Annotated in this window: 19 protein-coding genes, 1 other RNA gene and 1 pseudogene; 15 read left to right on the top strand and 6 right to left on the bottom strand. The window is 48.1% G+C overall.

What is annotated here, in order from left to right; all coding sequences use genetic code 11:
- Positions 1-126: 126 nt before the first annotated feature.
- Positions 127-1,020, bottom strand: coding sequence for a DMT family transporter (locus tag AWU56_RS12505; RefSeq protein WP_286682705.1), 894 nt, complete (start codon positions 1,018-1,020; stop codon positions 127-129).
- 95 nt (positions 1,021-1,115) lie between these two features.
- Between AWU56_RS12505 and AWU56_RS12500 the strand changes: the two genes are divergently transcribed.
- The 3 genes and pseudogenes from AWU56_RS12500 to AWU56_RS12995 all read left to right on the top strand — a co-directional run bounded on the left by AWU56_RS12500 (position 1,116) and on the right by AWU56_RS12995 (position 2,916).
- Positions 1,116-1,532: a VOC family protein gene (locus AWU56_RS12500; RefSeq protein ID WP_272978545.1), complete on the top strand. Its 417-nt coding sequence runs from the start codon at positions 1,116-1,118 to the stop codon at positions 1,530-1,532.
- Between the two features lie 64 nt (positions 1,533-1,596).
- Positions 1,597-2,376: pseudogene (locus AWU56_RS13000) on the top strand (PAS domain-containing protein); the annotation flags it as partial.
- Between the two features lie 84 nt (positions 2,377-2,460).
- Positions 2,461-2,916 carry a methyl-accepting chemotaxis protein gene (locus AWU56_RS12995; RefSeq protein ID WP_416361547.1) on the top strand — a complete coding sequence of 152 codons (456 nt, stop codon included), beginning with the start codon at positions 2,461-2,463 and terminating at the stop codon, positions 2,914-2,916.
- On the opposite strand, the gene AWU56_RS12490 is transcribed toward AWU56_RS12995, so the two are convergent.
- Entirely contained in the window at positions 2,913-4,484 is a 1,572-nt protein-coding gene (locus AWU56_RS12490) for an AbgT family transporter (RefSeq protein ID WP_286682703.1), read from the bottom strand. The two genes, AWU56_RS12995 and AWU56_RS12490, sit on opposite strands and share 4 nt — an antisense overlap.
- Positions 4,485-4,576: 92 nt before the next feature.
- Between AWU56_RS12490 and rnhB the strand changes: the two genes are divergently transcribed.
- The 4 genes from rnhB (at position 4,577) to AWU56_RS12470 (ending at position 9,157) form a co-directional block, all read left to right on the top strand.
- Complete coding sequence (gene rnhB, locus AWU56_RS12485; protein WP_286682702.1) at positions 4,577-5,143, top strand: ribonuclease HII; 567 nt, start codon at positions 4,577-4,579, stop codon at positions 5,141-5,143.
- 66 nt (positions 5,144-5,209) lie between these two features.
- The gene (locus tag AWU56_RS12480) at positions 5,210-6,154 is read left to right on the top strand and encodes an isopenicillin N synthase family dioxygenase (protein WP_006955700.1); all 945 of its coding nucleotides are present in this window, start codon (positions 5,210-5,212) and stop codon (positions 6,152-6,154) included.
- Positions 6,151-7,926: a bifunctional metallophosphatase/5'-nucleotidase gene (locus AWU56_RS12475; RefSeq protein WP_286682701.1), complete on the top strand. Its 1,776-nt coding sequence runs from the start codon at positions 6,151-6,153 to the stop codon at positions 7,924-7,926. The genes AWU56_RS12480 and AWU56_RS12475 overlap by 4 nt, the downstream gene beginning before the upstream one ends.
- A 10-nt stretch (positions 7,927-7,936) precedes the next feature.
- Positions 7,937-9,157 (top strand): multidrug effflux MFS transporter, encoded by a 1,221-nt coding sequence (locus AWU56_RS12470; protein ID WP_286682700.1) that lies wholly within the window; start codon positions 7,937-7,939, stop codon positions 9,155-9,157.
- A gap of 72 nt (positions 9,158-9,229) precedes the next feature.
- Here AWU56_RS12470 and fadE read toward each other — a convergent pair whose 3' ends face one another.
- Complete coding sequence (fadE, locus tag AWU56_RS12465) at positions 9,230-11,692, bottom strand: acyl-CoA dehydrogenase FadE (protein ID WP_272978209.1); 2,463 nt, start codon at positions 11,690-11,692, stop codon at positions 9,230-9,232.
- 174 nt (positions 11,693-11,866) lie between these two features.
- Here fadE and AWU56_RS12460 point away from each other — a divergent pair, with 174 nt between their 5' ends.
- On the top strand, positions 11,867-12,601 hold the full coding sequence (locus AWU56_RS12460) for a DUF3108 domain-containing protein (RefSeq protein ID WP_286682699.1): 735 nt from the start codon (positions 11,867-11,869) through the stop codon (positions 12,599-12,601).
- On the opposite strand, the gene purN is transcribed toward AWU56_RS12460, so the two are convergent.
- The 3 genes from purN to AWU56_RS12445 form a co-directional block, all read right to left on the bottom strand.
- On the bottom strand, positions 12,598-13,239 hold the full coding sequence (gene purN / locus AWU56_RS12455; protein ID WP_286682698.1) for a phosphoribosylglycinamide formyltransferase: 642 nt from the start codon (positions 13,237-13,239) through the stop codon (positions 12,598-12,600). The genes AWU56_RS12460 and purN overlap by 4 nt on opposite strands.
- Positions 13,240-13,249: 10 nt before the next feature.
- A complete protein-coding gene (gene purM / locus AWU56_RS12450; RefSeq protein ID WP_071462434.1) occupies positions 13,250-14,305 on the bottom strand; it encodes a phosphoribosylformylglycinamidine cyclo-ligase in 1,056 nt (351 codons plus the stop codon).
- A 92-nt stretch (positions 14,306-14,397) separates the two neighbouring features.
- Complete coding sequence (locus tag AWU56_RS12445; protein ID WP_006955693.1) at positions 14,398-15,849, bottom strand: TrkH family potassium uptake protein; 1,452 nt, start codon at positions 15,847-15,849, stop codon at positions 14,398-14,400.
- Positions 15,850-15,995: 146 nt separating this feature from the next.
- On the opposite strand from AWU56_RS12445, the gene AWU56_RS12440 reads away from it, so the two are divergent.
- From AWU56_RS12440 to AWU56_RS12410, 7 genes are all read left to right on the top strand, one after another.
- Entirely contained in the window at positions 15,996-17,126 is a 1,131-nt protein-coding gene (locus AWU56_RS12440) for a peptidase C39 family protein (protein ID WP_286682697.1), read from the top strand.
- A 97-nt stretch (positions 17,127-17,223) separates the two neighbouring features.
- The gene (locus tag AWU56_RS12435) at positions 17,224-18,336 is read left to right on the top strand and encodes an NADH:flavin oxidoreductase (protein WP_286682696.1); all 1,113 of its coding nucleotides are present in this window, start codon (positions 17,224-17,226) and stop codon (positions 18,334-18,336) included.
- Between the two features lie 9 nt (positions 18,337-18,345).
- Positions 18,346-18,999, top strand: coding sequence for an isoprenoid biosynthesis glyoxalase ElbB (elbB, locus tag AWU56_RS12430; RefSeq protein WP_286682706.1), 654 nt, complete (start codon positions 18,346-18,348; stop codon positions 18,997-18,999).
- 104 nt (positions 19,000-19,103) lie between these two features.
- Positions 19,104-19,463, top strand: a transfer-messenger RNA (tmRNA) gene (gene ssrA, locus AWU56_RS12425).
- A 193-nt stretch (positions 19,464-19,656) separates the two neighbouring features.
- Positions 19,657-20,880: an integrase domain-containing protein gene (locus AWU56_RS12420; protein WP_286682695.1), complete on the top strand. Its 1,224-nt coding sequence runs from the start codon at positions 19,657-19,659 to the stop codon at positions 20,878-20,880.
- Positions 20,881-21,016: 136 nt separating this feature from the next.
- Complete coding sequence (locus AWU56_RS12415) at positions 21,017-21,910, top strand: HamA C-terminal domain-containing protein (RefSeq protein ID WP_286682694.1); 894 nt, start codon at positions 21,017-21,019, stop codon at positions 21,908-21,910.
- The gene (locus tag AWU56_RS12410) at positions 21,907-22,839 is read left to right on the top strand and encodes a DEAD/DEAH box helicase (protein ID WP_286682693.1); all 933 of its coding nucleotides are present in this window, start codon (positions 21,907-21,909) and stop codon (positions 22,837-22,839) included. The genes AWU56_RS12415 and AWU56_RS12410 overlap by 4 nt, the downstream gene beginning before the upstream one ends.

Genomic DNA, 22,839 nt, shown 5'->3' with positions numbered 1-22,839 from the left:
TAAAAAAATCCATAGCCAGAAATTCTGACTATGGATTTTGAAGACTCTGCCGGATCGGTCAACCGATCATTGAAAATTTCTTAACTGATCGGCATTAGCTCCACAGAGCGCCTTTTTTAATGGTCATTAACCAAGGGATTTCTTTTTAATGCGAATGCGCTGAAAGACTAACCCGGTGATAATCAGTACTAAGCCAGCGATAGTGCTCATGTGAATCGTTTCGCCAATGATCTGGTTGAGTAAAATCAGCGAAATAAACGGCGATAAAAATATCAAATTACTAATAAGTGATGTATTGGTTGCGGTTTTCATTGCGCTCATCCACAGCAAAAAGGTAATACCCATTTCAAATAAGCCGACATAGCTCACTGCCACCCATCCTTGCCATGGGATCCCGCTCCAATCGTCAAACCATACTGATGCTACCCACAAGAACGGAAGCGATAAACCGAAAGCAAGCACTAACTGTACGACCGAATCAGCGTTACGTTTGGTATTGATAATCCAGTATAAGGCCCAAAGAAAGGTCGATAGTAGTGCCCATAAAACGCCCTCTAGATTACTGAATGAAAGTCCTATAATATCGCCACGCGTCGCAATCACCAGCACGCCTAAATAGCCCAGAGCGCTGGCAAACCAATCCCGCTTACGAATTTTTTGTTTAAGTAATACCGCTGCCATAAATGTGAGCGCAATGGCCCAGGTATAATTGAGCGGTTGAGCCTCCGATGCGGGAAGCAACGAGTAGGCCTCGAACAACACTAAGTAGTATACCGTGGGGTTGAGCACACCAATTAAAAGGTAGTAAAGAGGCATCCGGCGCAGCTCGAGCAAAAGTTGCGCTTGCTTACCTTGAATAAATGCCACCAAGGTCAGTACGAGGCATGAAACGGCACTCGCAGCGGTCACCATTTGCAGGGGGGAGAGGTAGTTAAGCGTGATCTTGAAGGCGGTTGCTACCGTAGACCATAGCAACACAGCGGAAAGTGCATAAAGAAACGCCTTTTTGTCGTTTTCCATTATCCCCCCATAGTGCATGTTAAGTAATTGGCGCGGAGAATAGCGCACTTTGGGGTGAGTGCCTAGCTTAGTTTAAATGGAGTTTAAAAGGTCGTATGAGTGGATATCTAAGTGTCATCACTTTGGTTGTCGATGACCTCAATCGAAGTTTTGAGTTTTACAACCAAGTATTTAATTGGCCTAATAAAGGTTTGCAAGGTAATCGAGAAGATGACACGCAGGTGGCATTCTTTTCCCCGCAAGGGAGCGTCAAAATTGCGCTTTGGCCACGCGAAAGTTTTAATCGCCAATTAGAGATCAATAGCGTACATTCGCCTTGCATGGGTACCACCATGCAAAGTCTTAATTTAGAATCGGAATCCGCGGTTGAAGCTTTATTTGATCGCGCTATGCATGCCTTTGCAGAGTCTATCAAGCCGCCTCATTGGCAGCCTTGGCATTGCTATGGTGCCTACTTTAAAGACCCTGATGGCCACTTGTGGGAAATCACCTTTAATCCATCCAAAGCTTAAGAGATAAGTTCATCGCTTAGTTGCAAGGATCCTTAGTCACAAATTTTAGAGTGCATACTCTAAAATGCCGGAGGAAAGTATGTTTAATCGGCAAATAAAGCAACAACTCGAGACGACACAGCAAGTCGTTTCACAGCTACAGTCGACGTTTGACGCAATTGATGACCACGTCGCACGCATCGACTTCACCCCAGCAGGTGAGGTCATTGATGCTAACAGCGTATTTTTAGCCGCGATGCAGTGTTCATTAGAGGCTATCGTCGGGCGCCATCATCGGCAATTCTGTGATAGTGAGCTTGCCGCCTCGGACGACTATCGCCAGTTTTGGCGGGATCTTGCTCAGGGGGTTGCGAAAAAAGGTCGGTTTAAGCGTCGACGGCCGACAGGTGAAGAACTGTGGTTAGAGGCGACCTACTTTCCCGTGCGCGATGCTCAGGGGCGCGTGAATCGTATTATGAAAATTGCTTCGGATGTCACCGCCGAGGTGGAGCAGCTCAATCGACAACGTTCGATTACCGAAGCGATTAGCCGCTCGATGGCGGCTATTGAGTTTGATACCCAAGGTCACGTGTTGTGGGCAAATGATAACTTTTGCCGAACTATGGGTTATCGACTCGAGGATATTCAGGGTAAGCATCATCGAATATTCTGTGATGATAGTTTCTATCAAAAGCATCCTGATTTTTGGCAAAAGTTGAGCCAAGGTCAGTTTGAAGCCGGTCAGTTTAAACGTAATCGCAAAAATGGCGAGAATATTTATTTAGAAGCGACCTATAATCCGATTAAAGATGAGACCGGCACAGTGCGATCGATTATTAAGTTTGCGACCGATATAACCGAGCAAGCCGTTGCTTCGCAGCAGGCTGAGGAAGCGGCTGAAATCGCTCAGAGTACTTCGCTACAAACGGCGCATATTGTTAAAGATGCGATGAAGGGTATTCAACGTAATACGAACACGGCTGCTGATATCGTCAAACGGAGCGAGCAAGCGGATGCAGTAGTGCGAGAACTCAAGTCGCAGTCGGTTAAAATCAGTGAAACGGTAAAGACCATTAATGGTCTTGCTGATCAAACCAACCTGTTAGCACTGAATGCGGCGATTGAGGCAGCGCGTGCCGGTGAACATGGGCGAGGCTTTGCTGTGGTGGCGGATGAAGTACGACAGTTGGCCAATCGGACAACGCAGGCAACCGCTGAAATCAGTCAAGTAATGACCATGAGTGAGGGCGTTTCTGCCCGAATTTCTGAAAATATGGCGGCGATCCAGCAGGTCGCGCAAACCGGCGAAGAACAGATGCAGGAGATTCGCGCCATTATGGAAGAAATTGATCAAGGGGCGAACAACGTGGTGAACGCTGTCGCCCGCTTGAACGTGGGTCATTAGCTGGCTGCTGGGTAAGCGTAGCTTGAGCCAAAGCCCAGCGGAATGCCGAGTGTCCAGTAAAGAACCAAGAAAATAGACCAAATAACCAGTAACGCAATCGAGTACGGTAGCATCATGGAGACTAAGGTACCAATGCCCGTACTCTTAACATAGCGCTGACAGTACAACACGATCAGTGGGAAGTAGGGCAATAACGGCGTAATAATATTACTGCTCGAATCCCCGACTCGATAGGCGGCCTGCGTCAAATCAGGCGAGTAACCGAGTTGCATCAACATCGGTACTAAGATCGGCGAAATAAGCGCCCATTTAGCGGATGATGAGCCAACAAACAGGTTGATGAACGCCACTAGAAAAACAATACCCACCATGGTCACCCCACCAGACAACTCCAATGAAGCGAGGAAGGTGGCACCTTTGACGGATAGTAACGTGCCTAGCTGTGAATCCCCGAATGCCTTAATAAACAGTGCGCAGAAGAATGCCATGACAATGTAGTACGCCATACCTTCCATCGCGGTCGACATCGCTTTGATGACATCCTGTGAGTTAGTAAAGGTTTTCGCGACAAAGCCGTGCACAATGCCTGGTACCACGAAGAATAAGAAAATCAGCGGTACAATCATGCCAAATATGGGCGCCGTCACACTGGCAAGATTGCCCTCGCTGTCTGCGAGTGGTGACTGGTCTATGACTGCAAGATAGGTCAGCAGGGCGGCACCCGCGAGCATGGTCATCACCGCTGTCTTAAACGCTTTTTTATCTTGTGGTGTGACATCATCAAGCTGCGGCATATCCTCTTGGTCGCCATCAATGGGCACGTTTTTAAGGCGTGGTTCAATGACTTTGTCCGTTAAAAACCAACCAATGGCCACCACCACCAATGAAGACACCGCTGTGAATGCATAGTTGTTAAGAGGGTTCAGTTGTACTGAAGGGTCAATAATCTGTGCAGCGCTCTCGGTAAAGCCTTGTAGTAAGGGGTCAATCGCCGAGGGCACAAAGTTCGCACTAAAGCCTCCTGAGACACCGGCAAATGCGGCTGCGATACCCGCTAGTGGATGACGTCCTGCTGCGTAGAAAATAACACCGCCTAACGGGATAACGAGCACATAACCCGCATCTACAGCAGTGTGACTGACGATTGCAACCAAAATAAGCATGGGGGTTAACAGCATTTTGGGTGTAACACGCAGCATCAATTTGATACCCACGTTAATAAAACCCGAACGTTCTGCTACCCCGACACCTAGCATGGCAACTAAGACCACACCGAGTGGCGCAAAGGTCATAAAGGTATTGACCATCCCCGTGAGGAATGACGTCAGTTGATCGCTCGCTAATAGATTGGTGATGGTGATCGCATCACCGGTGACGGGGTGGCGTTCGGCAAAGTCGACATACGAAAGTCCCCACGAAACAAAGGCGACAATAATCAGTAGGCCAAAAAACATCACTGCCGGGTCCGGTAACTTATTACCGACTTTTTCGATGCCATCTAGGAACCGATTCAGCAAGGTATTCGGCGACTGTTTTGCCGTAGGCGTAGGCGTTTCAGAATCGCTCATGGTATCCTCTTATTAAAGTTAGAATGATTAAATTAAAATGCTGTGAAAAATGTTATCGCAGTGTTAATAAACGAAGGTAGAGACTTTACGCGATGATTTGTGGAGTAGATGAAGCGGGGCGTGGCCCAATCGCGGGACCGGTTGTAGCCGCTGCTGTTATTTTGGACCCTGAGCAGCCGATCGAGGGACTCAATGACTCGAAAAAGCTGAGTGCAAAAAAGCGCGAGCGCTTGAGTGAAGAGATAAAAGCAAAAGCGCTTTACTGGAGTATTGCGCAAAGTGATGTCGATGAAATTGATCAGCTCAATATTTTATGGGCGTCAATGCTGGCAATGAAACGTGCGGTGGAAGCGCTGCCGGAAGCCCCGAGTGAAGTGCTCGTGGACGGCAATCGTGTACCCGATCTCGTCGTGCCAGCGCGCGCTGTCGTGGGTGGTGATGCCAGTGAACCGACCATCGCTGCGGCATCGATACTTGCCAAAGTCGAGCGGGATCGACAAATGCTGGAGTGGCACCAAACCTACCCACAGTATGAGTTCGATCGCCATAAAGCCTACGGCACCGCGCGTCACCTTGAATTATTGAAGCTACATGGTCCGTGTGTCATTCATCGACGCAGTTTTAGACCGGTACGTGAAGCCCTCAACGCTTGTGATTAAAGCGGTTTCTTTTTAAACTATACAGCCTTTTGTTTTGCTGTTTTTCGACAATTTACGGATGTACCCATGCAATCAACTAATCACTCGATTCCCCACGTGGATATGCGTCGCTACGACGAAGATTTTCAAGCATTTACCAAGGATGTCGGTAACGGCTACGAAGAATATGGATTTATTGCGCTGACAAATCATGGTGTTGATACACAGTTGATTGAACGAGCTTTGGATACCTGCCGTGAACTATTCGCACTGCCCGAAGATGTGAAAATGAAATATCACCGTCCGGGAGAAGGTGGTGCACGGGGTTATACACCGTTTGGTACCGAGATTGCAAAAGATGCGAAACATGTCGATTTAAAAGAGTTCTGGCATGTTGGGCGTGAGCTCGAAGGCGAGCCGCCGTATCCACAATTGCTCCCCAACGTCTGGCCCGAGGAACTGCCAGAGTTTAAGCGCGATATGACCTTAATCTATCAAGAACTTGATAAACTAGGCAACAAGGTATTAGATGCGTTGGCGGTGTTTTTAGACCAACCGCGAGATTTCTTCCGCGACAAAGTCAACTTGGGTAACTCAATCTTACGTCCGCTGCATTACCCACCGATTATCGATGAAGGGACACCGTCGGTGCGCGCTGGCGCGCATGAGGATATCAACGTACTGACGTTGTTGGTGGGCTCGCGTGAACCTGGGCTTGAAGTATTGGCGAAGGACGGTACCTGGGTGCCGGTCACCATTATTGAAGGTGCTATTATTTGTAACGTGGGTGATATGCTGCAACGACTCACTAACCACCAGTTGCCGTCAACAACTCACCGCGTGGTGAACCCTCCGATGCCTTACAGTGCTAAATCGCGTTATTCGATTCCATTCTTTTTGCATTTTAATCCAGATGTGATGATTACACCGTTGGAATCATGCATTTCTGAAGAAAATCCACAAAAAGATGAACCTATTACTGCTGATGACTATCTGATGGAACGGTTACGCGAAATAGGTTTGGTAAAATGAAACAGGTTGTAATTTCGTCGCTGGCACTCACCTTGTTGGGTGCTTGCGCTTCTACGCCGCAACAACCCGCGGCGCCGAAGCCTTTTGAATTGACTATCGCACATATCAACGATCATCACTCGCACCTGGCTCCGAGCGAATTAACCTTTGATTGGGCAGGGCAGGCGTGGCAAGTCGAAGCGGGTGGCTTCCCGCGTATGACGGCGATGATTGACCAGATTAGACAGAACAATCAAAACGTCCTGACATTACATGCGGGCGATGCGATTACCGGTAGCGTGTTTTTCAAACGCTTGGGCAGCGCCGCCGATGCGCGCTTTATGAACGATACGTGCTTTGATGCGTTCACCATTGGGAATCATGAATTTGATACCGGGGATGCTGGATTAAAAACCTTTTTAGATCAGCTTGGAACGACGCGCTGTAATACCGTCAAGTTGTCCGCCAATATTGAACCCGAAATTGGTGTTTCGCCGTTAACACCGCAAACGGCAACGGATTCTTTTCAGCCTTATACTATTATTCAGCGTAATGGGCAGTCGCTTGGGCTGGTTGGTTTAACGATCGCCCAGCGCACCATGCAAACCTCGCACCCGGATAAAACCACACGGTTAACCGATGAATTAGCCGCTGCTCAGCGTAGCGTTGCGGCACTGCAGGCGCAGGGTATTGAAAAGATTATTCTATTAACGCATGTGCAATACCAAAATGATATCGACTTCGCCGGCAAGTTGCCGGGCGTGGATGTTATTATTGGTGGTGATTCGCACACCTTGCTCGGGGATTTTAGCGCGTTCGGTATCGATGCCGACGGCGCTTATCCAACGCAGGTGACCAACGCGGAAGGCGATCCGGTTTGTATCGCACATGCGTATAAATACAGCCAAGTAGTCGGTGAGTTACACGTCACCTTTGATGGTGATCGGGTGGCAAGTTGCTCGGGGCGTCCGCACTATTTGATCGGCTCTGATGTACAGCCCAAGGCGGGCGCAGTAACGACCGTACAGCCGGTACTTGATGCGTTGGACCAATCGGGCGTTTTTACGCGCATAAAACCCGATACACAGCAGCAAGCGTGGTTGGATACCTACCAACAAAAGATTGACGCGTTTGCAAATGAAGTCTTAGCTAAGGTGCCACAGCGCATTTGTACGCAACCCATTGGCACACCACGTCGTGCCGAGTGTGGGCAACAACAAAGTTCAGGCTTGCAACGTTTAATTGCCGAATCTTTCTTAGCCGCAGCGCCCGACGCTGACTTTGCTATTCAAAACGGTGATGGGTCACGTGGCGATATCGAGCCAGGCACCTTTACCGTAGGTGATGCATATAAGTTATTACCGTACGGCAATACGTTGATGACGATCGAGATCAGTGGTTCTGAGTTAAAGCAAGTCTTGGAAGAGGCTCTGAATTTTGCCGTAACGGGTGACGATAATATCGGTGCCTATCCTTACGGTGCGAACATTCAGTACTCAATTAACTTACAGCAAGGCTTTGGCGACCGTATTTCCGACATCAAAGTGTGGGATGACGAGCAGCAAACTTGGAAAGCCGTACGACCACGGGATACCTATCGCGTGGTGACTAATAGTTACATTGCTGGTGGACAAAGTGGCTATAAAACCTTTTTAACTTTGTCTGACCGAGGTCGAGCCCACAATACCGGTATCGACTATGCACAAGCCTTCGCCGACTATGTGCGCCAATTTGATCAACTCAAGCGACCAACACAGTTTGCTACGCAGGAGTTTGTACCCGTAAAAGAATAGGAGTGAACACATGAGTGGAACGCAGCGCGATTCCTTTACCGTATCTGATTCAGCACGATTCGATTTTGTAGTTATAATTCTTGCGTTGCTGACAGCCTTCGCGCCGCTTTCCATCGACATGTATTTGCCGGCATTTACGGCAATTGCGGCAGACTATCAAACCGATACACATCGCGTTGAGCTCTCGCTCAGCGCGTTCTTTTTTGGCTTGTTCATTGGCCAGTTACTCTACGGCACCGCGACCGATAAATTTGGTCGTAAAAAGCCGCTGTATATTGGCCTCGCCATCTATGTTGTGACGTCCATTGCCTGTGCTTGGGCGCCTGACATTGAATGGTTAATCGTGCTGCGCTTTTTCCAAGCGATTGGCGCCTGTGCGGGTATTGTCATTGCCCGTGCCGTGGTGCGTGATCTCTACACACCGCAGGCTTCTGCGCGCGTGTTTTCCTTTTTGATTTTGGTGATGGGTGTGGCGCCTATTTTGGCACCACTGTTTGGTAACTATGTAACCGAATGGTTTGGTTGGCGGGCGATTTTTTGGATTGTCAGCGTGCTCGGCGTTGCTTGCGCCTTTGTTATTCATCTCGTATTGCCTGAAACTCGCGGGCGTCGCTATGACGTGCGTATGCGACATAGCGGCCGAACCTATTGGGACGTATTAAAAGATCGCAGTTTTCTGCGCTACTCACTGACAGGTGGTATCGCACAAGCCGGCTTGTTTGCTTACATCACAGGCTCTCCATTGATGTTCATCGAGCTGTTTGACTTTACACCATCAGCTTATAGCTGGCTGTTTGGCGCAAATGCGGTGGGTATCATCGGTTTTTCGCAGCTTAACGGATGGCTATTAAAGTATTACCCGGCACGTAAAATTCTTAACGTATCTTTGCCTATTTTAGCGGTCGTTTCAGTAGGGATGGCGGTTGCTGCCTATGTAAAAGCACCGGTATGGGGCATTTTAGTGCCGTTATTCGCCTACATCTCCACGCTGGGCCTCGTTTTCCCCAATGCCATGGCAGGGGCACTGGCTAACCAACAAGAGCGTGCAGGCTCTGCCTCAGCGGTGACGGGGAGTTTACAGTTTTTAATTGCAGGCTTAGTTTCTATGGGCGTTAATTCAGTCAGCGGCTTAACCGACTATGCGATGGCATGGGTAATTGGCTCTACTGGCATTATTGCTGTCGTTACGTACCGGTTGATGCGTTACGATGAGCCGGAGTCAGCGGCCTAATCGCGATTAAAGGCATAAAAAAGGCGCTCAATTGAGCGCCTTTTTACGAACAAGGAACCGGTGAGTCTCTGCTTAAGCCGCTTCACCTTGTTTCTTATCCGTCAGGTTTTTCAATGCGTAATCAAACGCTGCCTGACCTGCCAACAAGTCTGCTGGGTCAAAGTCATCTACGTTAATGGTGCGTAAACGGCCTTCCTCAGTGCGCTTCATTAACTCAGCTTCTTCCTCGTTAATGACGCCTAACTCAAGGCCGCGCTCTGCCAGTGCGTCGAGCTGGGTAAAGCTAAAGCGTTCGCCGGCTGCTTTACAGATCTTCGCGTGCAATGGCTCGCACTTAATCATATTGACTAAGGTTTCTTCTAAGAACCCAAAGTGACCTTCGGGGCTCAAGAACTGACCTTCACCTAAACGGGTGCGTACGTCGTTTGGCTCCATCAGGATGCGTGCCACTTTATGATCGGCTTTATCGCTTGGACGATGTGCAATACGACCGAATGGGAACATGACAGCACGCATCGCAGTACCGACGCCACCCATGTTACGCAACAATTCGATTTGCGCTTCTTGTAGCTTATACAAGGTATCTTGCATCGCCCAATGCATGAGTGGTAAATCTTCTTTTAAGCGACCTTGGTCATGGAAGCGTTTCAGTACTGCAGAGCCAATGAACAAGTAACTCAGCATGTCACCTAAACGTGCAGAGATACGCTCTTTACGTTTTAGGTTACCGCCGTACATACCCATTGCAACGTCCGACAACAAGGCTAAGTTAGCACTGAAGCGGTTCATTTGTTGATAGTACTGCTTGCTTGAGTCGCTCGCGGGCACTGAGCTTAAGCGGTGACCGCCAAAGCCGTAGAATAGTGAACGGACAAAGTTGCTTGCGGCAAAGCCAATGTGACCAAACAGCGCTTTATCAAATTTGTTTAACGCTTCTGGACCGCTTTCAGCTGATGCGTTCATTTCCTCAAGGACATAAGGATGGCAACGGATTGCGCCCTGACCATAAATCATCATGCTACGGGTAAGAATGTTGGCACCCTCAACGGTAATCGCAACAGGTACGCCTTGGTAACCACGACCCAAATAGTTGTTTGGACCTAAGCAGATACCTTTACCACCGTGGATATCCATCGCGTCATCCATACACGCGCGTAGCTTCTCTGTCATGTGGTATTTCGCGATAGCCGAGATAACCGATGGTTTCTCACCTAAATCGATACCCGCAGTCGCTAAGGTTGTTACCGAATCCATTAAGTAGGCGTTACCACCAATGCGTGCCATCGGCTCTTCAACACCTTCCATTTTACCGATAGGCAGTTTGAACTGACGACGAATGCGTGAGTATGCACCGGTTGCCAGTGCCATTTGTTTAATACCACCGGCACTGTTCGAAGGTAGAGTAATACAACGACCCACGGACAAACACTCAACCAGCATACGCCAGCCTTTACCTGCGTTTTTCGCGCCACCGATGATGTAATCAAGCGGTACGAATACATCGGTGCCGCGAATCGGACCGTTTTGGAACGGTACGTTAAGCGGGAAGTGACGACGACCGATTTCAACACCGTCGGTATCACGTGGAATCAACGCACAGGTAATACCCAGTTCTTTCTTGTCGCCCAGTAAACCGTCTGGGTCGTACATTTTAAAGGCAAGACCGATCACAGTCGCAACAGGGGCGAGGGTGATATAGCGTTTGTTGAAGTTGAGCTTAATACCGACGATCTCTTCGCCGTTCCACTCACCTTTACAAATAACACCTGAGTCAGGAATCGCACCGGCATCAGAACCCGCTTCAGGACTGGTCAAGCCAAAGCATGGGATCTCGTCGCCTTTAGCAAGGCGTGGCAAGTAATGATCTTGCTGTTCTTTAGTACCATAATGCTGCAACAATTCGCCTGGACCTAATGAGTTAGGTACACCCACGGTCGATGCCAATACCGTACTGACGCCAGCTAGTTTCTGTAAAACGCGTGACTGCGCATACGCAGAAAACTCAAGACCACCGTATTCTTTTTTGATGATCATGGCAAAGAACTTGTTGTCTTTCAGGTACTGCCACACATGCTCAGGCATGTCAGTCAGCTCATGCGTGACCTGCCAGTCGTCGAGCATTTTGCAGACTTCTTCACAAGGGCCGTCCAAAAACGCCTTCTCTTCTGCGCTTAACTCAGCCTTTGGAATGTTGTGTAGCTTGCTCCAATCAGGGTCACCACCGAATACTTCGCCTTCCCACCAAACGGTACCCGCTTCAAGCGCATCACGCTCAGTGTCTGACATTTCTGGCATTACTTTGCGAAATGCCGTTAGAATAGGCTTAGTAAGTAAGCTCTGACGGATTGATGTAATATTCAAAGGCACCAAAATAACGGCAAGAATGACCCAAAGTACAGGGCCAACAATGCCGGCTATGCTGCCAACCGCAAACATCGCCACAAGGCCTCCGCTAAAGGCAACCAAGCTGGCGCGTTTGTAGGTTAATACACCGACAACCAAGAGGGTTGCGATGATCCAAAGTGCGACACTCATATAAATCACTCCAAGTTAGAGGTCTGACCAGTAATATGTGCAAATTAGATCAGACGGCTATGTTTTTCAAGAAAAATTTGAACACCTGTTTGAATCTTTTGTCATAGAGTGTACAGGCAAGCTGCCAGTAGGGCGGTTATATAGATACGGAGTAACGGCTAAAAGGAGTCTCCGATGACGAAAAAATTAGTGACCGCAATGGTATTAGCCACTGCATCGTTTGCCAGTATGGCAGTTTGGGCAGAGCCCGTCGAGCTTGCGCCTTATAAGGCAGAATACAGTATCACTCGGGGTGGAAGCGACTATGGAGACGGACAGCGCTATTTAACCCAAACCAACGCGGGCGAGTGGCAGTTGTACGGTCATACCGATATTTCGTGGTTTATACTATCCGATGAGCGCACGACGGAATCGGTGTTCCGTGTGAATGAAGAACAAGGCTTTATTCCCATCGACTTCCAATATAAACGCGAGGGGACAGGCTCAGATCGAGCGTTTCATGCCAGCTTCGATGCCGAAACCCATCAAGCAGTGAATGTGGAATCGGGTAAGCCAATAGACATTAACTGGCAAGGTGCTTTATACGATGAGGGCTCGGTCGCCGAGAAGCTCCGTTTAGATGTTGCCGCTGAACGTGAACCGCTTAGCTATGCAGTGATTGATGAAGAGGGCCATAGTAAAACGTATCGCTTTCAACGGATTGGTGAAGAGACTATTAGCACGCCTTATGGTCAGTTAGACACCATTAAAGTTGAACGTGTGCGGGATAATAACAAGCGCGAGACCTATTATTGGTTCGCGCCTGAAATGAACTACTTACTGGTGCAATTACAGCAGTTTAAAGAAGGTGACGAGCAAGCCACGATGGCATTAACCGGCGTGACTTATCCGAAGTCGAGCGAGGATTAATCCTCGCTCGCGTAACCGTGCGGCCCGAGCGGCTGATTATCGAGTTCAACGCCTTGTGCACCGAGTGCAAGGCGGTCATCACAAAACCATTTGACCACTAACGGGTAAATACGATGCTCCTGCTCGTGCACCCGCGCCTGCAAGTCATCGGCCGTGTCACCGTCAAAGACCGGTACTTTTGCCTGGAGTATTACCGGGCCGCCATCAAGCTCTTCAGTGACAAAGTGAACACTAACACCGTGCTCCTTATCGCCGGCATCTAATGCGCGTTGATGAGTATTGACGCCTTTGTACTTAGGTAATAAAGAGGGATGAATATTCAACATGCGACCGGCAAAGTGACGAGTGAACTCCGCGGTCAAAATACGCATGAAGCCCGCTAAGATCACCAAGTCGGGTTGATACGTATCAATTAACGACTGTAACTCGGCATCGTATGCTTCACGGCTATCAAACGCCTTATGCGATAACGCATGAGTAGCGATACCGCGTTCAGCGGCTTTTTCGAGACCTTTTGCGGTGTCTTTGTTAGCGATAACGGCGACAACTTCGCCGTTAATTTGTTGTTTTTCGCAAGCATCTACGATGGCTTGCATGTTCGAGCCGGTGCCCGAAATCAGCACTACAATACGTTTCATGAGCCGTCCACTAGCGGGTTTCGTCAGCTAAAATCTCAACTTGCTCGTCATTTTCGGCGGCATCTGCGATACGACCAATCACCCAAGCATCTTCGCCGAGCTGGTTAAGTAGTTCAACGGCTCGCTCTGCTTCAGCGTGTGGTACCGCGATGACCATGCCCACACCACAGTTAAAGGTGCGGTACATTTCGCGCATGCTGACATTGCCGTTTTCTTTTAACCAGTCAAAGATCACCGGCCATTCCCAGCTGTTACCATCGATAACGGCTTTAGCGCCTTTTGGCAGTACGCGTGGAATGTTTTCCCAGAAGCCACCCCCGGTGATATGCGACAACGCGTGTACAGGCACTTGCTTAATCAGTTCTAACACTGACTTCACGTAAATGCGTGTCGGCTCAAGTAAGTGTTCAGCGAGCGTACGGTTCTCGAGGTGTGACTCCAAATCCGCTTCGCTGACTTCAATAATCTTGCGGATTAACGAATAGCCATTGGAGTGAGGGCCGCTTGAAGCCAGAGCAATCAGCGCGTCACCTTCGGCAACTTTAGTGCCATCGATGATGTCATCCTTTTCGACAACACCAACACAGAAACCCGCTAAATCAAAATCACCATGCTCATACATGCCAGGCATTTCTGCAGTTTCGCCGCCAATCAATGCACAACCTGACTGCTCGCAGCCATCGCCAATACCGGTCACCACATCCGCAGCCACATCAACGTCGAGTTTGCCAGTTGCATAATAGTCGAGGAAGAACAGCGGCTCAGCACCCTGTACAATGAGGTCGTTGACACACATCGCGACCAGGTCAATGCCTACGCCGCGGTGTTGTTTTAAATCAATCGCTAAGCGCAGCTTAGTGCCTACGCCATCGGTACCTGAAACTAATACCGGCTTTTTGTAGCCTTCAGGAATCTCGCACAATGCACCGAAACCACCAATATTGCCCATCACTTCGGGGCGGCTGGTCCGTTTGGTGACACCTTTAATACGATCAACAAGCGCGTTGCCAGCGTCGATATCAACGCCTGCGTCTTTGTAGCTTAAAGAGGGTTTATTGTTACTCACGAGCAGTTCCTAAGCGGCAAAAAATTTGCGCGCAAGTTTAGCACGAAAAACCACCGAATAGGTACTCCCAATCGGCGGTTTTACGCGGAAAACTAGTCTCGCCAGAACTTAGGTAATAGCAAGGTCAGTACGGTAAAGTACTCCAAACGACCCAAGATCATGGCAAAGGTCAGTAGCCAGGTCCCCGTGTCGGTAACGGGAATAAAGTTGCTCGACACTTCGCCAAAGCCTGGACCGAGTACGTTAATGCATGCAGCGACAGCACTAAAGGCACTAAAAAAGTCGAGTCCAGTCATCATCAGTAAAACCGTGAGCACCATGGTGCAAATGGCAACTAACAACATGAAACTGGTGACCGCGGCGAGTACCGGCGTACGAACCACTTTATGTTGATAGCGCACATGAATCACCGCACTGGGGTGAATTGCCTGCAACATATGATGCTTTATCGCACGGAAAGTAATAATGTTACGGATGAATTTGTTGCCGCCCGCGGTCGAGCCGGCACAGCCACCTAAATAACTCGCAATAATCAAAAAGCCCGCGGTAGCGGCAGGCCACGCGGATAGATCGTCGGCGCCAAAGCCGGTACTGGTCATAAACGAAATGACGTGAAACACCGCCTGCGAGACCGACACCCAGAATGAAGGATGGGTATGATTGAGAACCGCCATCGCCGTCAAAATAACGGAAATCGTGAGGATCGCTAAGATAAAGTAGCGTGTTTCCTCGTCCTGCCAGTAACCTTTAAGTGAGCGTACGGTAAAGTTTTTGTGATGCAGTGCAAAACTGATGGCACCGAGCGCCATAAACACATCGGCAACGCCCAAAATCGTATGACTATTGAAATGACCCATACTGGCGTCATAAGGCGAGAAGCCACCCGTAGATACAGTAGAAAACGAATGAGCAATGGCATCAAACGCATTCATGCCGGCAAGCCAATAGCTAAAGGCACAGGCGAGGGTTAAACACAAATAAACCAGCCATAAATAGCGACTGGTTTTGGCGACACGAGGGGCAATTTTATCGTCTTTAATCGGCCCAGGGGTTTCCGCCTTAAGCAAGCGCATACCACCGACGTTGAGCATGGGCAAAATAGCGACCACGAAAATAACGATACCCAAGCCCCCCATCCATTGCAGAAACTGTCGATACAGTAGGAAGCTTTTGGGCATATGATCGAGCCCAGTCAAGATCGTAGCGCCCGTTGTGGTCATCGCACTGACCGACTCAAATACCGAGTCGGTAAAGCTGACGCCAGTAATGAACATGATAGGTAGGGCGCCTAAAACGCCCATTAAAAACCACGTCATGGTGGCAAAGGCGAGTGCCTCGCGATAATACAAACGCGCCATATTGCCCTTGCGATAACGCAAGTAAACCAACAACGACAGTGCAAAACAAATCAGGGAACCATCTAAAAACTGACTAAAGGTTTTATCCCTAAAGACCAGCATCGACAGCAATGCGAAAACAAGTTGAATACTACCTATCCAAAGAAACGGCCACGCCAATAGCCGCAAGGTTGCATGTATATTCAATGGTTAACCCTTTGTAGATACTCTAAAAAATACACAAATAATCATTTCAAACGGGCAAAGATCGTACGATAATAGCTAAGAGCCGATGCGCTGTCGCATTCTTCTGGGCTGATGCCCACACCGGTTAAGGATACCCACAGACAGGTATGATGAACCTTGTCCCTGCAAATGTCACCCATCTTGATAGTGTTGTGCAATTAGAAAAGGCAACTTTTCCAGACGATGCCATCAGCAAGCGTAGTTTTCGCCGGTTTATCGAGTCGAACACGGCGGACTTTTTTGTCATGCTCAACGATAAACGCGTGGTGGGCTATTACGTGGTGTTGTTCCGCAACAACACCAATCTCGCGCGGCTGTATGCGCTGGTATTAAGTCCACAATTTCGTGGTAACGGTTTCGGAAAACAGTTACTTCAACATGCCGAAGATCGAGCCGATCTGCGACACAGCTTATTCTTGCGAACCGAAGTTGCAACGTCTAACCAACTCGCACAACAGTTATTTATTAATGCCGGTTTTCGTGCAGTTGAGCTACGCGAGGCTTACTTCCCACCGAGTGCCAGTCAATCGCAGGATGCGCTGATACTGCAAAAGCTATTACCGCGCTATGAGCTGGGAGAGGATAACAGCGTCGGCGCAACCGAGCGCTACGTGCCCATGATGACACAGTCGACGGAGTTCACTTGCGGGCCCGCAAGTTTATTGATGGCGCTGGATTACTTTGGACGTCCGACCGCGGATGCCTCACAAGAAGAGCTCGAAATTTGGCGCGAGGCGACCACCATTTATATGACCTCGGGTCATGGTGGCTGCGGACCGCACGGACTTGCGCGAGCAGCGTTCAAGCGCGGGTTGTCAGTACGCGTTGCGGTGAATACCGACGATGCACTGTTTATTGACTCGGTGCGGCAAGAGCAAAAGAAAGAAGTCATGCAACGGATCCAACAAGCCGATATCGATTACCTGAACCGTCACGGCGTTGCTATTGATGTCTGCGACTACGGTGTTGCTGAGCTGAAAGCTGATTTGGGCGAGGGACGGCTCGTACTCGCGCTCATCTCAACCTATCATTTTGATGGTATACGTGCGCCGCATTGGGTGTTGATCTGCGCCGCGGACGATGACTTTATTTATATCAATGACCCGGACTACGACACCTTACCCTGGGAGTCACCGACCGAACGTCAGTATTTGCCGATTCCAATAGCGACTTTTAACAAGGCGTTTGGATTCGGCGGCCGTAAACAAAAGGCCGCCGTGATTGTGGGTAACAGTTAAGACAAGGTTAAATTGAAGTTCAAACTGATCGGTTTTACTTTATAGATGCGTAGCCCTTAACTAGATAAGAAACAAACACTGGTATAAGGAAGGTCTAATGAGCTCTGCATTTGATGATTTTGAACTGAAAGGACACAAACTCGAAAATCGTTTTGTTGTCGCACCTATGACCCGCACCAGTGCGGATAAAAAAGGTAAGCCCACCGAGCTGATGGGTGATTATTATGAGCGCTTTGCCAAAGGCGGCTGGGGGATGGTCATCACCGAAGGTATTTACACCGACCAGCAAGCCAGTCAGGGCTATGAAAACCAACCTGGACTGACCGATGCACCTCAAACCGACGCATGGAAGGAGGTTGTAGAGCGTGTACACAAACATGACTGTTTGTTCATCGCTCAATTGATGCACGCGGGTGCGCAAATGCAGCACAATGAATACACCGATGAACCTATCGCACCGAGCGCAGTGAAGCCGAAAGGCGAACCGCTCGATCTGTATGGCGAGAGCGATGGTTGGAAAGAGCCAAAAGCGATGGGTGAAACCGAATTTGATGCTGCTATGCAAGGTATCATCGGCGCCGTTAACCGTGCTAAAGAAGCCGGTTTCGACGGTATCGAGTTGCATGCGGCTAATGGCTACCTACTCAACGAATTTTTAAGCGACCACTTTAACCAGCGCGAAGATCAGTGGGGCGGTGGCATGGCAAAACGGCTGAAGTTTGTCGAAATGGTCGTCAAAGCCGCAAAATCAGCCGTCGATGACGACTTCATCGTGGGCATTCGTGTGGGTCAAATTACTGTGACCGATCCCGACTACCAGTGGCCAGAGGGCGAAGACGGTATGATCCGTATCGTCAAGGGCTTGAAAGAAGCTGGTGTCGACTATATACATACCACAGACACCAGCGTTGACCGTAAACCGTTCAAAGACGGCAGTAACAGTACGCTTGCAGAAGTGGTGCAAGACTTTAGCGACATTCCGGTTATCGTCAATGGTGGTATTGATGAGAGCAATTACGAACATATTGCAGCGCATTACGAAAACGGTTTGCTCGCTATTGGTAAAAAAGCGCTGGCGAACCCCGACTTACCGCATCGGTTAAAGAAAGGGGAAACCATCGAGGATCTCGACTTTGCCATGTTGCAACCCATTGCAACACTCGAAAACGAATGGAAATGGCGCGACGAGCACGATAAGCACGTCAAGTAAGGAGAAATGATGAAACACGTAGCGGTTATCTTATCAGGTTGCGGTGTCTTTGATGGCGCCGAAGTCAACGAAGCCGTACTGACATTGTTGCACTTAGAGAAGCAGGGTGCTAAATATTCAATATTCGCACCCGATGTGCAACAAATGCATGTTGTCGACCACCTAAAAGGCGAAGCCAGTGGCGAGCAACGCAACGTATTGACCGAGTCTGCTCGCATTGCGCGCGGTGACATTAAGCCACTTTCAGAGCTAGACGCGGCGAACTTTGACGCATTGATTCTGCCAGGTGGGTTTGGCGTTGCGAAGAACCTATGTAACTTTGCCGAGAAAGGCGCCGACTCAACCGTTAACGCCGAAGTACTTGCGGTGGGTAAAGCCTTTAAAGACGCTAAGAAACCCGCAGGCTACATGTGCATTGCACCGGTATTGCTTCCACACGTTTACGGTAAAGGCGTGAAAGGTACCATCGGCACCGATGCCGATACCGCCAAGGCCTACAACCAGATGGGCGGCGAGCATGTGGACTGCAGCGTGCGTGATATCGTCGTTGATGACGCTCACCGCGTGGTCACTACACCGGCATACATGTTGGCAGAATGCCTGCTCGATGCCGATGAAGGCATCAAAAAGCTGGTTGAAAAAGTGCTGTTTATGGCCGCATAACGCGGCACAGTAAAATAAATTTGTTAAGTGCTTAATATTTCGGCGGTTGCGCTGTCTAAGAGATAGCGCAATACGCGCGAATCAGGTACAATGTACTTTGCTTTGGGGCTGATCTGGATTCGACGGGATACACGAAACCCAAGGTGCATGCCGAGGTGAGGCTGGCCTCGTAAAAAGCCTCAACGTTATAGTTGCAAACGACGACAACTACGCTCTAGCGGCTTAATAACCCGCTAAGCCCGTCCCCCAGCGCTTTGTCTACGAGACTGGATCAGGATGGCTCGACCTAAGGTAGACTCGCGTGGATGCTTTGTCCGGAGCTGAAGCGTTAAACTTAATCGGACTCGCCAGTAGTTGAAGCCTGTCAGTCGGCGTCATGCTGGTTAATAAAAAGACTGAATAAGCATGTAGGACCGAGGATGTAGGTATTGCGGACGCGGGTTCAACTCCCGCCAGCTCCACCAATTCCACAAAAGGGGATGTCTCACGACATCCCCTTTTTTCTTTCTGGGTCACGTAAAATAAGGCTTTCATAAACATCTCCTTTCCCAGATTATCCCAGGAAAACCAGCTCCAGCCTGAGTTTTTAGTATTCCAATTTGTATTCCAAACGATTTTGGGTAAACTCTTTGGAATACATCGAAGGGAGATCTGCCTATGGCGCGCTCTACTATTGGGCTAACGGATACAGCCGTCAGACAACTCAAACCTAAAGACAAGGACTATGTTAAGTCCGATGGGAAAGGCTTGCAGCTGCGAGTGAGAGTGAATGGTTCTAAGCTTTGGAACTTCAATTACATTCACCCGACGACAAAGAAGCGAGTGAATATGGGGCTGGGTAGTTACCCCGATATGAGCCTTAAAAAAGCCCGTGAGCTCACAGAAGCCGCTAGAAGCCAAGTTGCTGAAGGGGTAGACCCTAAGCTTGCCAGAGAGGAAGAAAGAGCGGCACAACGCTACTCAGAGAACGCGACTTTGAGAAAAGTTGCTGAAGAATGGTTCGAGGTCAAAAAAAGTGAGGTGACTGCTGAATACGCTGACGATATTTGGCGATCGTTAGAGTTACATGTATTTAACCGTTTAGGTGAAACGCCGGTTAGTCAGATAAGTGCTCAAACAGTCATTGATGTATTACGACCGGTTGAGAAAACAGGGCGGTTGGAAACCGTTAGACGTGTAATCCAGCGGTTAAACGAGATAATGAATTACGCTGTCATTAAAAAATTAATCACTGGAAATCCAATCGTTGCCATTAAATCTGCGTTTAAAAAGCCTAAAAAGCAGCACTTACCGACAATTACAGCAAAAGAGCTTCCTGATTTTTTAAGAAAGCTCCACGAAACCAACGTCACGTATATTACCCGCCAGGTTATTAAATGGCAGTTGCTGACAATGACCAGGCCATCTGAAGCGGCTGGCGCTAAATGGAGCGAGATCCAATGGCTTGATGACGGCCAAGCAAATTGGGTGATTCCGGCTGAACGGATGAAAAAGCGTCGCCAGCACACCGTTCCCCTGTGTAATCAAGCACTGAAAGTACTGGACGACATGAAGAGTGTAAGCGAACAATACGAGCACATATTCATCTCGCTGCGAAAGCCACAAACGCCCATTAACAGCCAAACTGCCAATATGGCGTTAAGACGCATGGGTTATCAAGATAAACTCGTTAGTCATGGTTTACGGGCCTTAGCCAGCACCATTATGAACGAAGAGGGCAAAGATCCCGATCTAATTGAGTCAGCGCTGGCGCATGGAGATCCTAATCAGGTTCGGAGTGCTTATAACCGCGCGGATTACTTAGAGCGTCGTCGCGAGTTGATGCAGTGGTGGGGAGATTATTTGGAAGAGGCTTTTAGAAAAGGGACCGACAGCTTTTAACTTTGCTAGTACGTCCGAAGTCACCTAAATATTGTTCCAGCCTCTGCATACTTGTAAGCAAGAACTAATATTGATATATCTACATTAGTTGACCTTCTATTACAATTCTATTTTAAAAGACTATGAGCTTTCTACTATGAATGGGCGTTTAGAACCACAGTTACAAAATTCATCAGAAATTAAAGAGCTCATTAAAAGGCTAAACGTTAACGTTAAGCTTGAGGACGGAAGGTCTGTAAAGACACTTATCGCTTATATACAGCCTAGCGCTGAAACGGCGTATCTCGACAAGTTTTTTGAGATAATAAAAAAAGGTGTTCTTGCAAACTTTGTATTTACTTGTAAAGAAATAGAAAGAAAGCTAGGCCTGCCGAGGCAAGACAATGAAGCTAAACTTTTTGAGAAAGCAGTGAGAAAGCTTAGCCAGCATACCGCTAAGGGAGAACTTGGTGAACTAATTCTTTTTACCCTACTAGATGTGTACTTCGAAGCACCTAAGTTATTAAGCAAAATAGCTAGCAATTCAAGTCGTAGGATGCCCGTATTTGGTGCAGATGCCGTCCACGGTAAGTTTGACGGTGATAAATTCGAGCTTTTTTTAGGGGAGTCTAAGCTACATCAAAAGTTTAGTCCCGCAGCTACTGATGCAGTAAAGTCAATTAGCTCAGCAAAGGAAAACTATCAAAATGAGTTTGACCTAATTGAGAGCAATATAACGCTTTTGAATATAGCTCCGAGTCTAGAAGAGCATCTTATTAAAATTTTGGATCCTTTCTCAAACGAAAATGTCGAGGATTTGATAAGTTCAGCATGTTTTATTGGTTTCTCTGAGCCTCATTTATTTCAATGCTCTCCTGACGTTTTTGAGAAACAGTACATAGAGCTAGCCGAGAAGCATATCAATGATTATTATGAAAAAGCTGAGCAACAAGACCTAGATATAGAAAAGACTTACCTCATGATGCTTCCATTCTCTTGCATAAACGAGCTAGTAGAGGGTTTTATACAATATATAGGTATACCGAAATGAGTGAGTTTATTAGGAAGCTTGCTGAAACCGCATTAAATAGCGAAGGCTATATTCACTCAAGTAATGAGCTTTTCCGGTCGTATGTTAAAAAAATGACTGGGGACAGCTATGACATAGATGGATCTGACGTTCGAAAATTAGCTTCAATAGTTCAATACCTATATCAATTAAGTGATAGAAACTTTCGAGAAGAAGGAAACGCAGTACTCTCTATGCTTTTAGAAGTTTGTGGAAATCAGCATCCAGAAGTAGTTGGAATAGCGCGGAGAATATTTTCTGATTCTGGCGACTTTCCAAATATTAATCTTATCAACAGGACATTTCCGAAGTTCGAATTTAAATACAGCTTTCTGACTGAAGCAGAGATGGAGTTTAAAAGTGAGTTGAACTCGGTTAAAGAGTTAGATTTCTCGCTCACAGACTTCCAACGCTTGTTATGGGAGGATCTGACGACCGAACAAGATGTTCTCACTGTTGCACCTACATCAGCCGGTAAAACCCATGTAATACTAAGCTACTTAGTAAACACAATCCTACGTTCTGATGGTGCTTTCGCGGCAGTTATTGTCCCGACTAGAGCGTTAATTACAGAAGTGGCTAATAAACTACATGAGATTACCTCTGCATATGGCAGTGCAGAAAAAATCGAAATTTGCACGGTGCCAAAGGAAGAGGCGTACGGTGATAAAACAGTTTTTGTTATGACCCAGGAACGCCTATTTGAGGTCTTACAGCGAGGCGACGTTTCATTTAACTATTTGTTTATTGATGAAGCCCACAATATCTCAGATAATAGTAGAGGCGTTTTGCTACACTTGACTATTGAAAAGCGAGAGTGTAAAAATATCTGTGTAAATGGCATTCTTAGCAATATCGAAGAAGGATATCAGAATGCCAATATCAGACAAACTCATCGATCAGCTGCTTGA

Origin of the sequence: Idiomarina sp. T82-3 (genome assembly GCF_001577655.1) — a bacterium.
Classification (GTDB): Bacteria; Pseudomonadota; Gammaproteobacteria; order Enterobacterales; family Alteromonadaceae; genus Idiomarina; species Idiomarina baltica.
Note: the sequence above shows the minus strand (reverse complement) of the source record. Positions and strands in the feature narration are given on the sequence as shown.

Excerpts from the sequence above, each read along its gene's own strand:
- AWU56_RS12505 (WP_286682705.1), bottom strand. The coding sequence starts at position 1,020 with ATGGAAAACGACAAAAAGGCGTTTCTTTATGCACTTTCCGCTGTGTTG.
- AWU56_RS12500 (WP_272978545.1), top strand. The coding sequence starts at position 1,116 with ATGAGTGGATATCTAAGTGTCATCACTTTGGTTGTCGATGACCTCAAT.
- AWU56_RS12995 (WP_416361547.1), top strand. The coding sequence starts at position 2,461 with ATGAAGGGTATTCAACGTAATACGAACACGGCTGCTGATATCGTCAAA.
- AWU56_RS12490 (WP_286682703.1), bottom strand. The coding sequence starts at position 4,484 with ATGAGCGATTCTGAAACGCCTACGCCTACGGCAAAACAGTCGCCGAAT.
- rnhB (WP_286682702.1), top strand. The coding sequence starts at position 4,577 with ATGATTTGTGGAGTAGATGAAGCGGGGCGTGGCCCAATCGCGGGACCG.
- AWU56_RS12480 (WP_006955700.1), top strand. The coding sequence starts at position 5,210 with ATGCAATCAACTAATCACTCGATTCCCCACGTGGATATGCGTCGCTAC.
- AWU56_RS12475 (WP_286682701.1), top strand. The coding sequence starts at position 6,151 with ATGAAACAGGTTGTAATTTCGTCGCTGGCACTCACCTTGTTGGGTGCT.
- AWU56_RS12470 (WP_286682700.1), top strand. The coding sequence starts at position 7,937 with ATGAGTGGAACGCAGCGCGATTCCTTTACCGTATCTGATTCAGCACGA.
- fadE (WP_272978209.1), bottom strand. The coding sequence starts at position 11,692 with ATGAGTGTCGCACTTTGGATCATCGCAACCCTCTTGGTTGTCGGTGTA.
- AWU56_RS12460 (WP_286682699.1), top strand. The coding sequence starts at position 11,867 with ATGACGAAAAAATTAGTGACCGCAATGGTATTAGCCACTGCATCGTTT.
- purN (WP_286682698.1), bottom strand. The coding sequence starts at position 13,239 with ATGAAACGTATTGTAGTGCTGATTTCGGGCACCGGCTCGAACATGCAA.
- AWU56_RS12440 (WP_286682697.1), top strand. The coding sequence starts at position 15,996 with ATGATGAACCTTGTCCCTGCAAATGTCACCCATCTTGATAGTGTTGTG.
- AWU56_RS12435 (WP_286682696.1), top strand. The coding sequence starts at position 17,224 with ATGAGCTCTGCATTTGATGATTTTGAACTGAAAGGACACAAACTCGAA.
- elbB (WP_286682706.1), top strand. The coding sequence starts at position 18,346 with ATGAAACACGTAGCGGTTATCTTATCAGGTTGCGGTGTCTTTGATGGC.
- AWU56_RS12420 (WP_286682695.1), top strand. The coding sequence starts at position 19,657 with ATGGCGCGCTCTACTATTGGGCTAACGGATACAGCCGTCAGACAACTC.
- AWU56_RS12415 (WP_286682694.1), top strand. The coding sequence starts at position 21,017 with ATGAATGGGCGTTTAGAACCACAGTTACAAAATTCATCAGAAATTAAA.
- AWU56_RS12410 (WP_286682693.1), top strand. The coding sequence starts at position 21,907 with ATGAGTGAGTTTATTAGGAAGCTTGCTGAAACCGCATTAAATAGCGAA.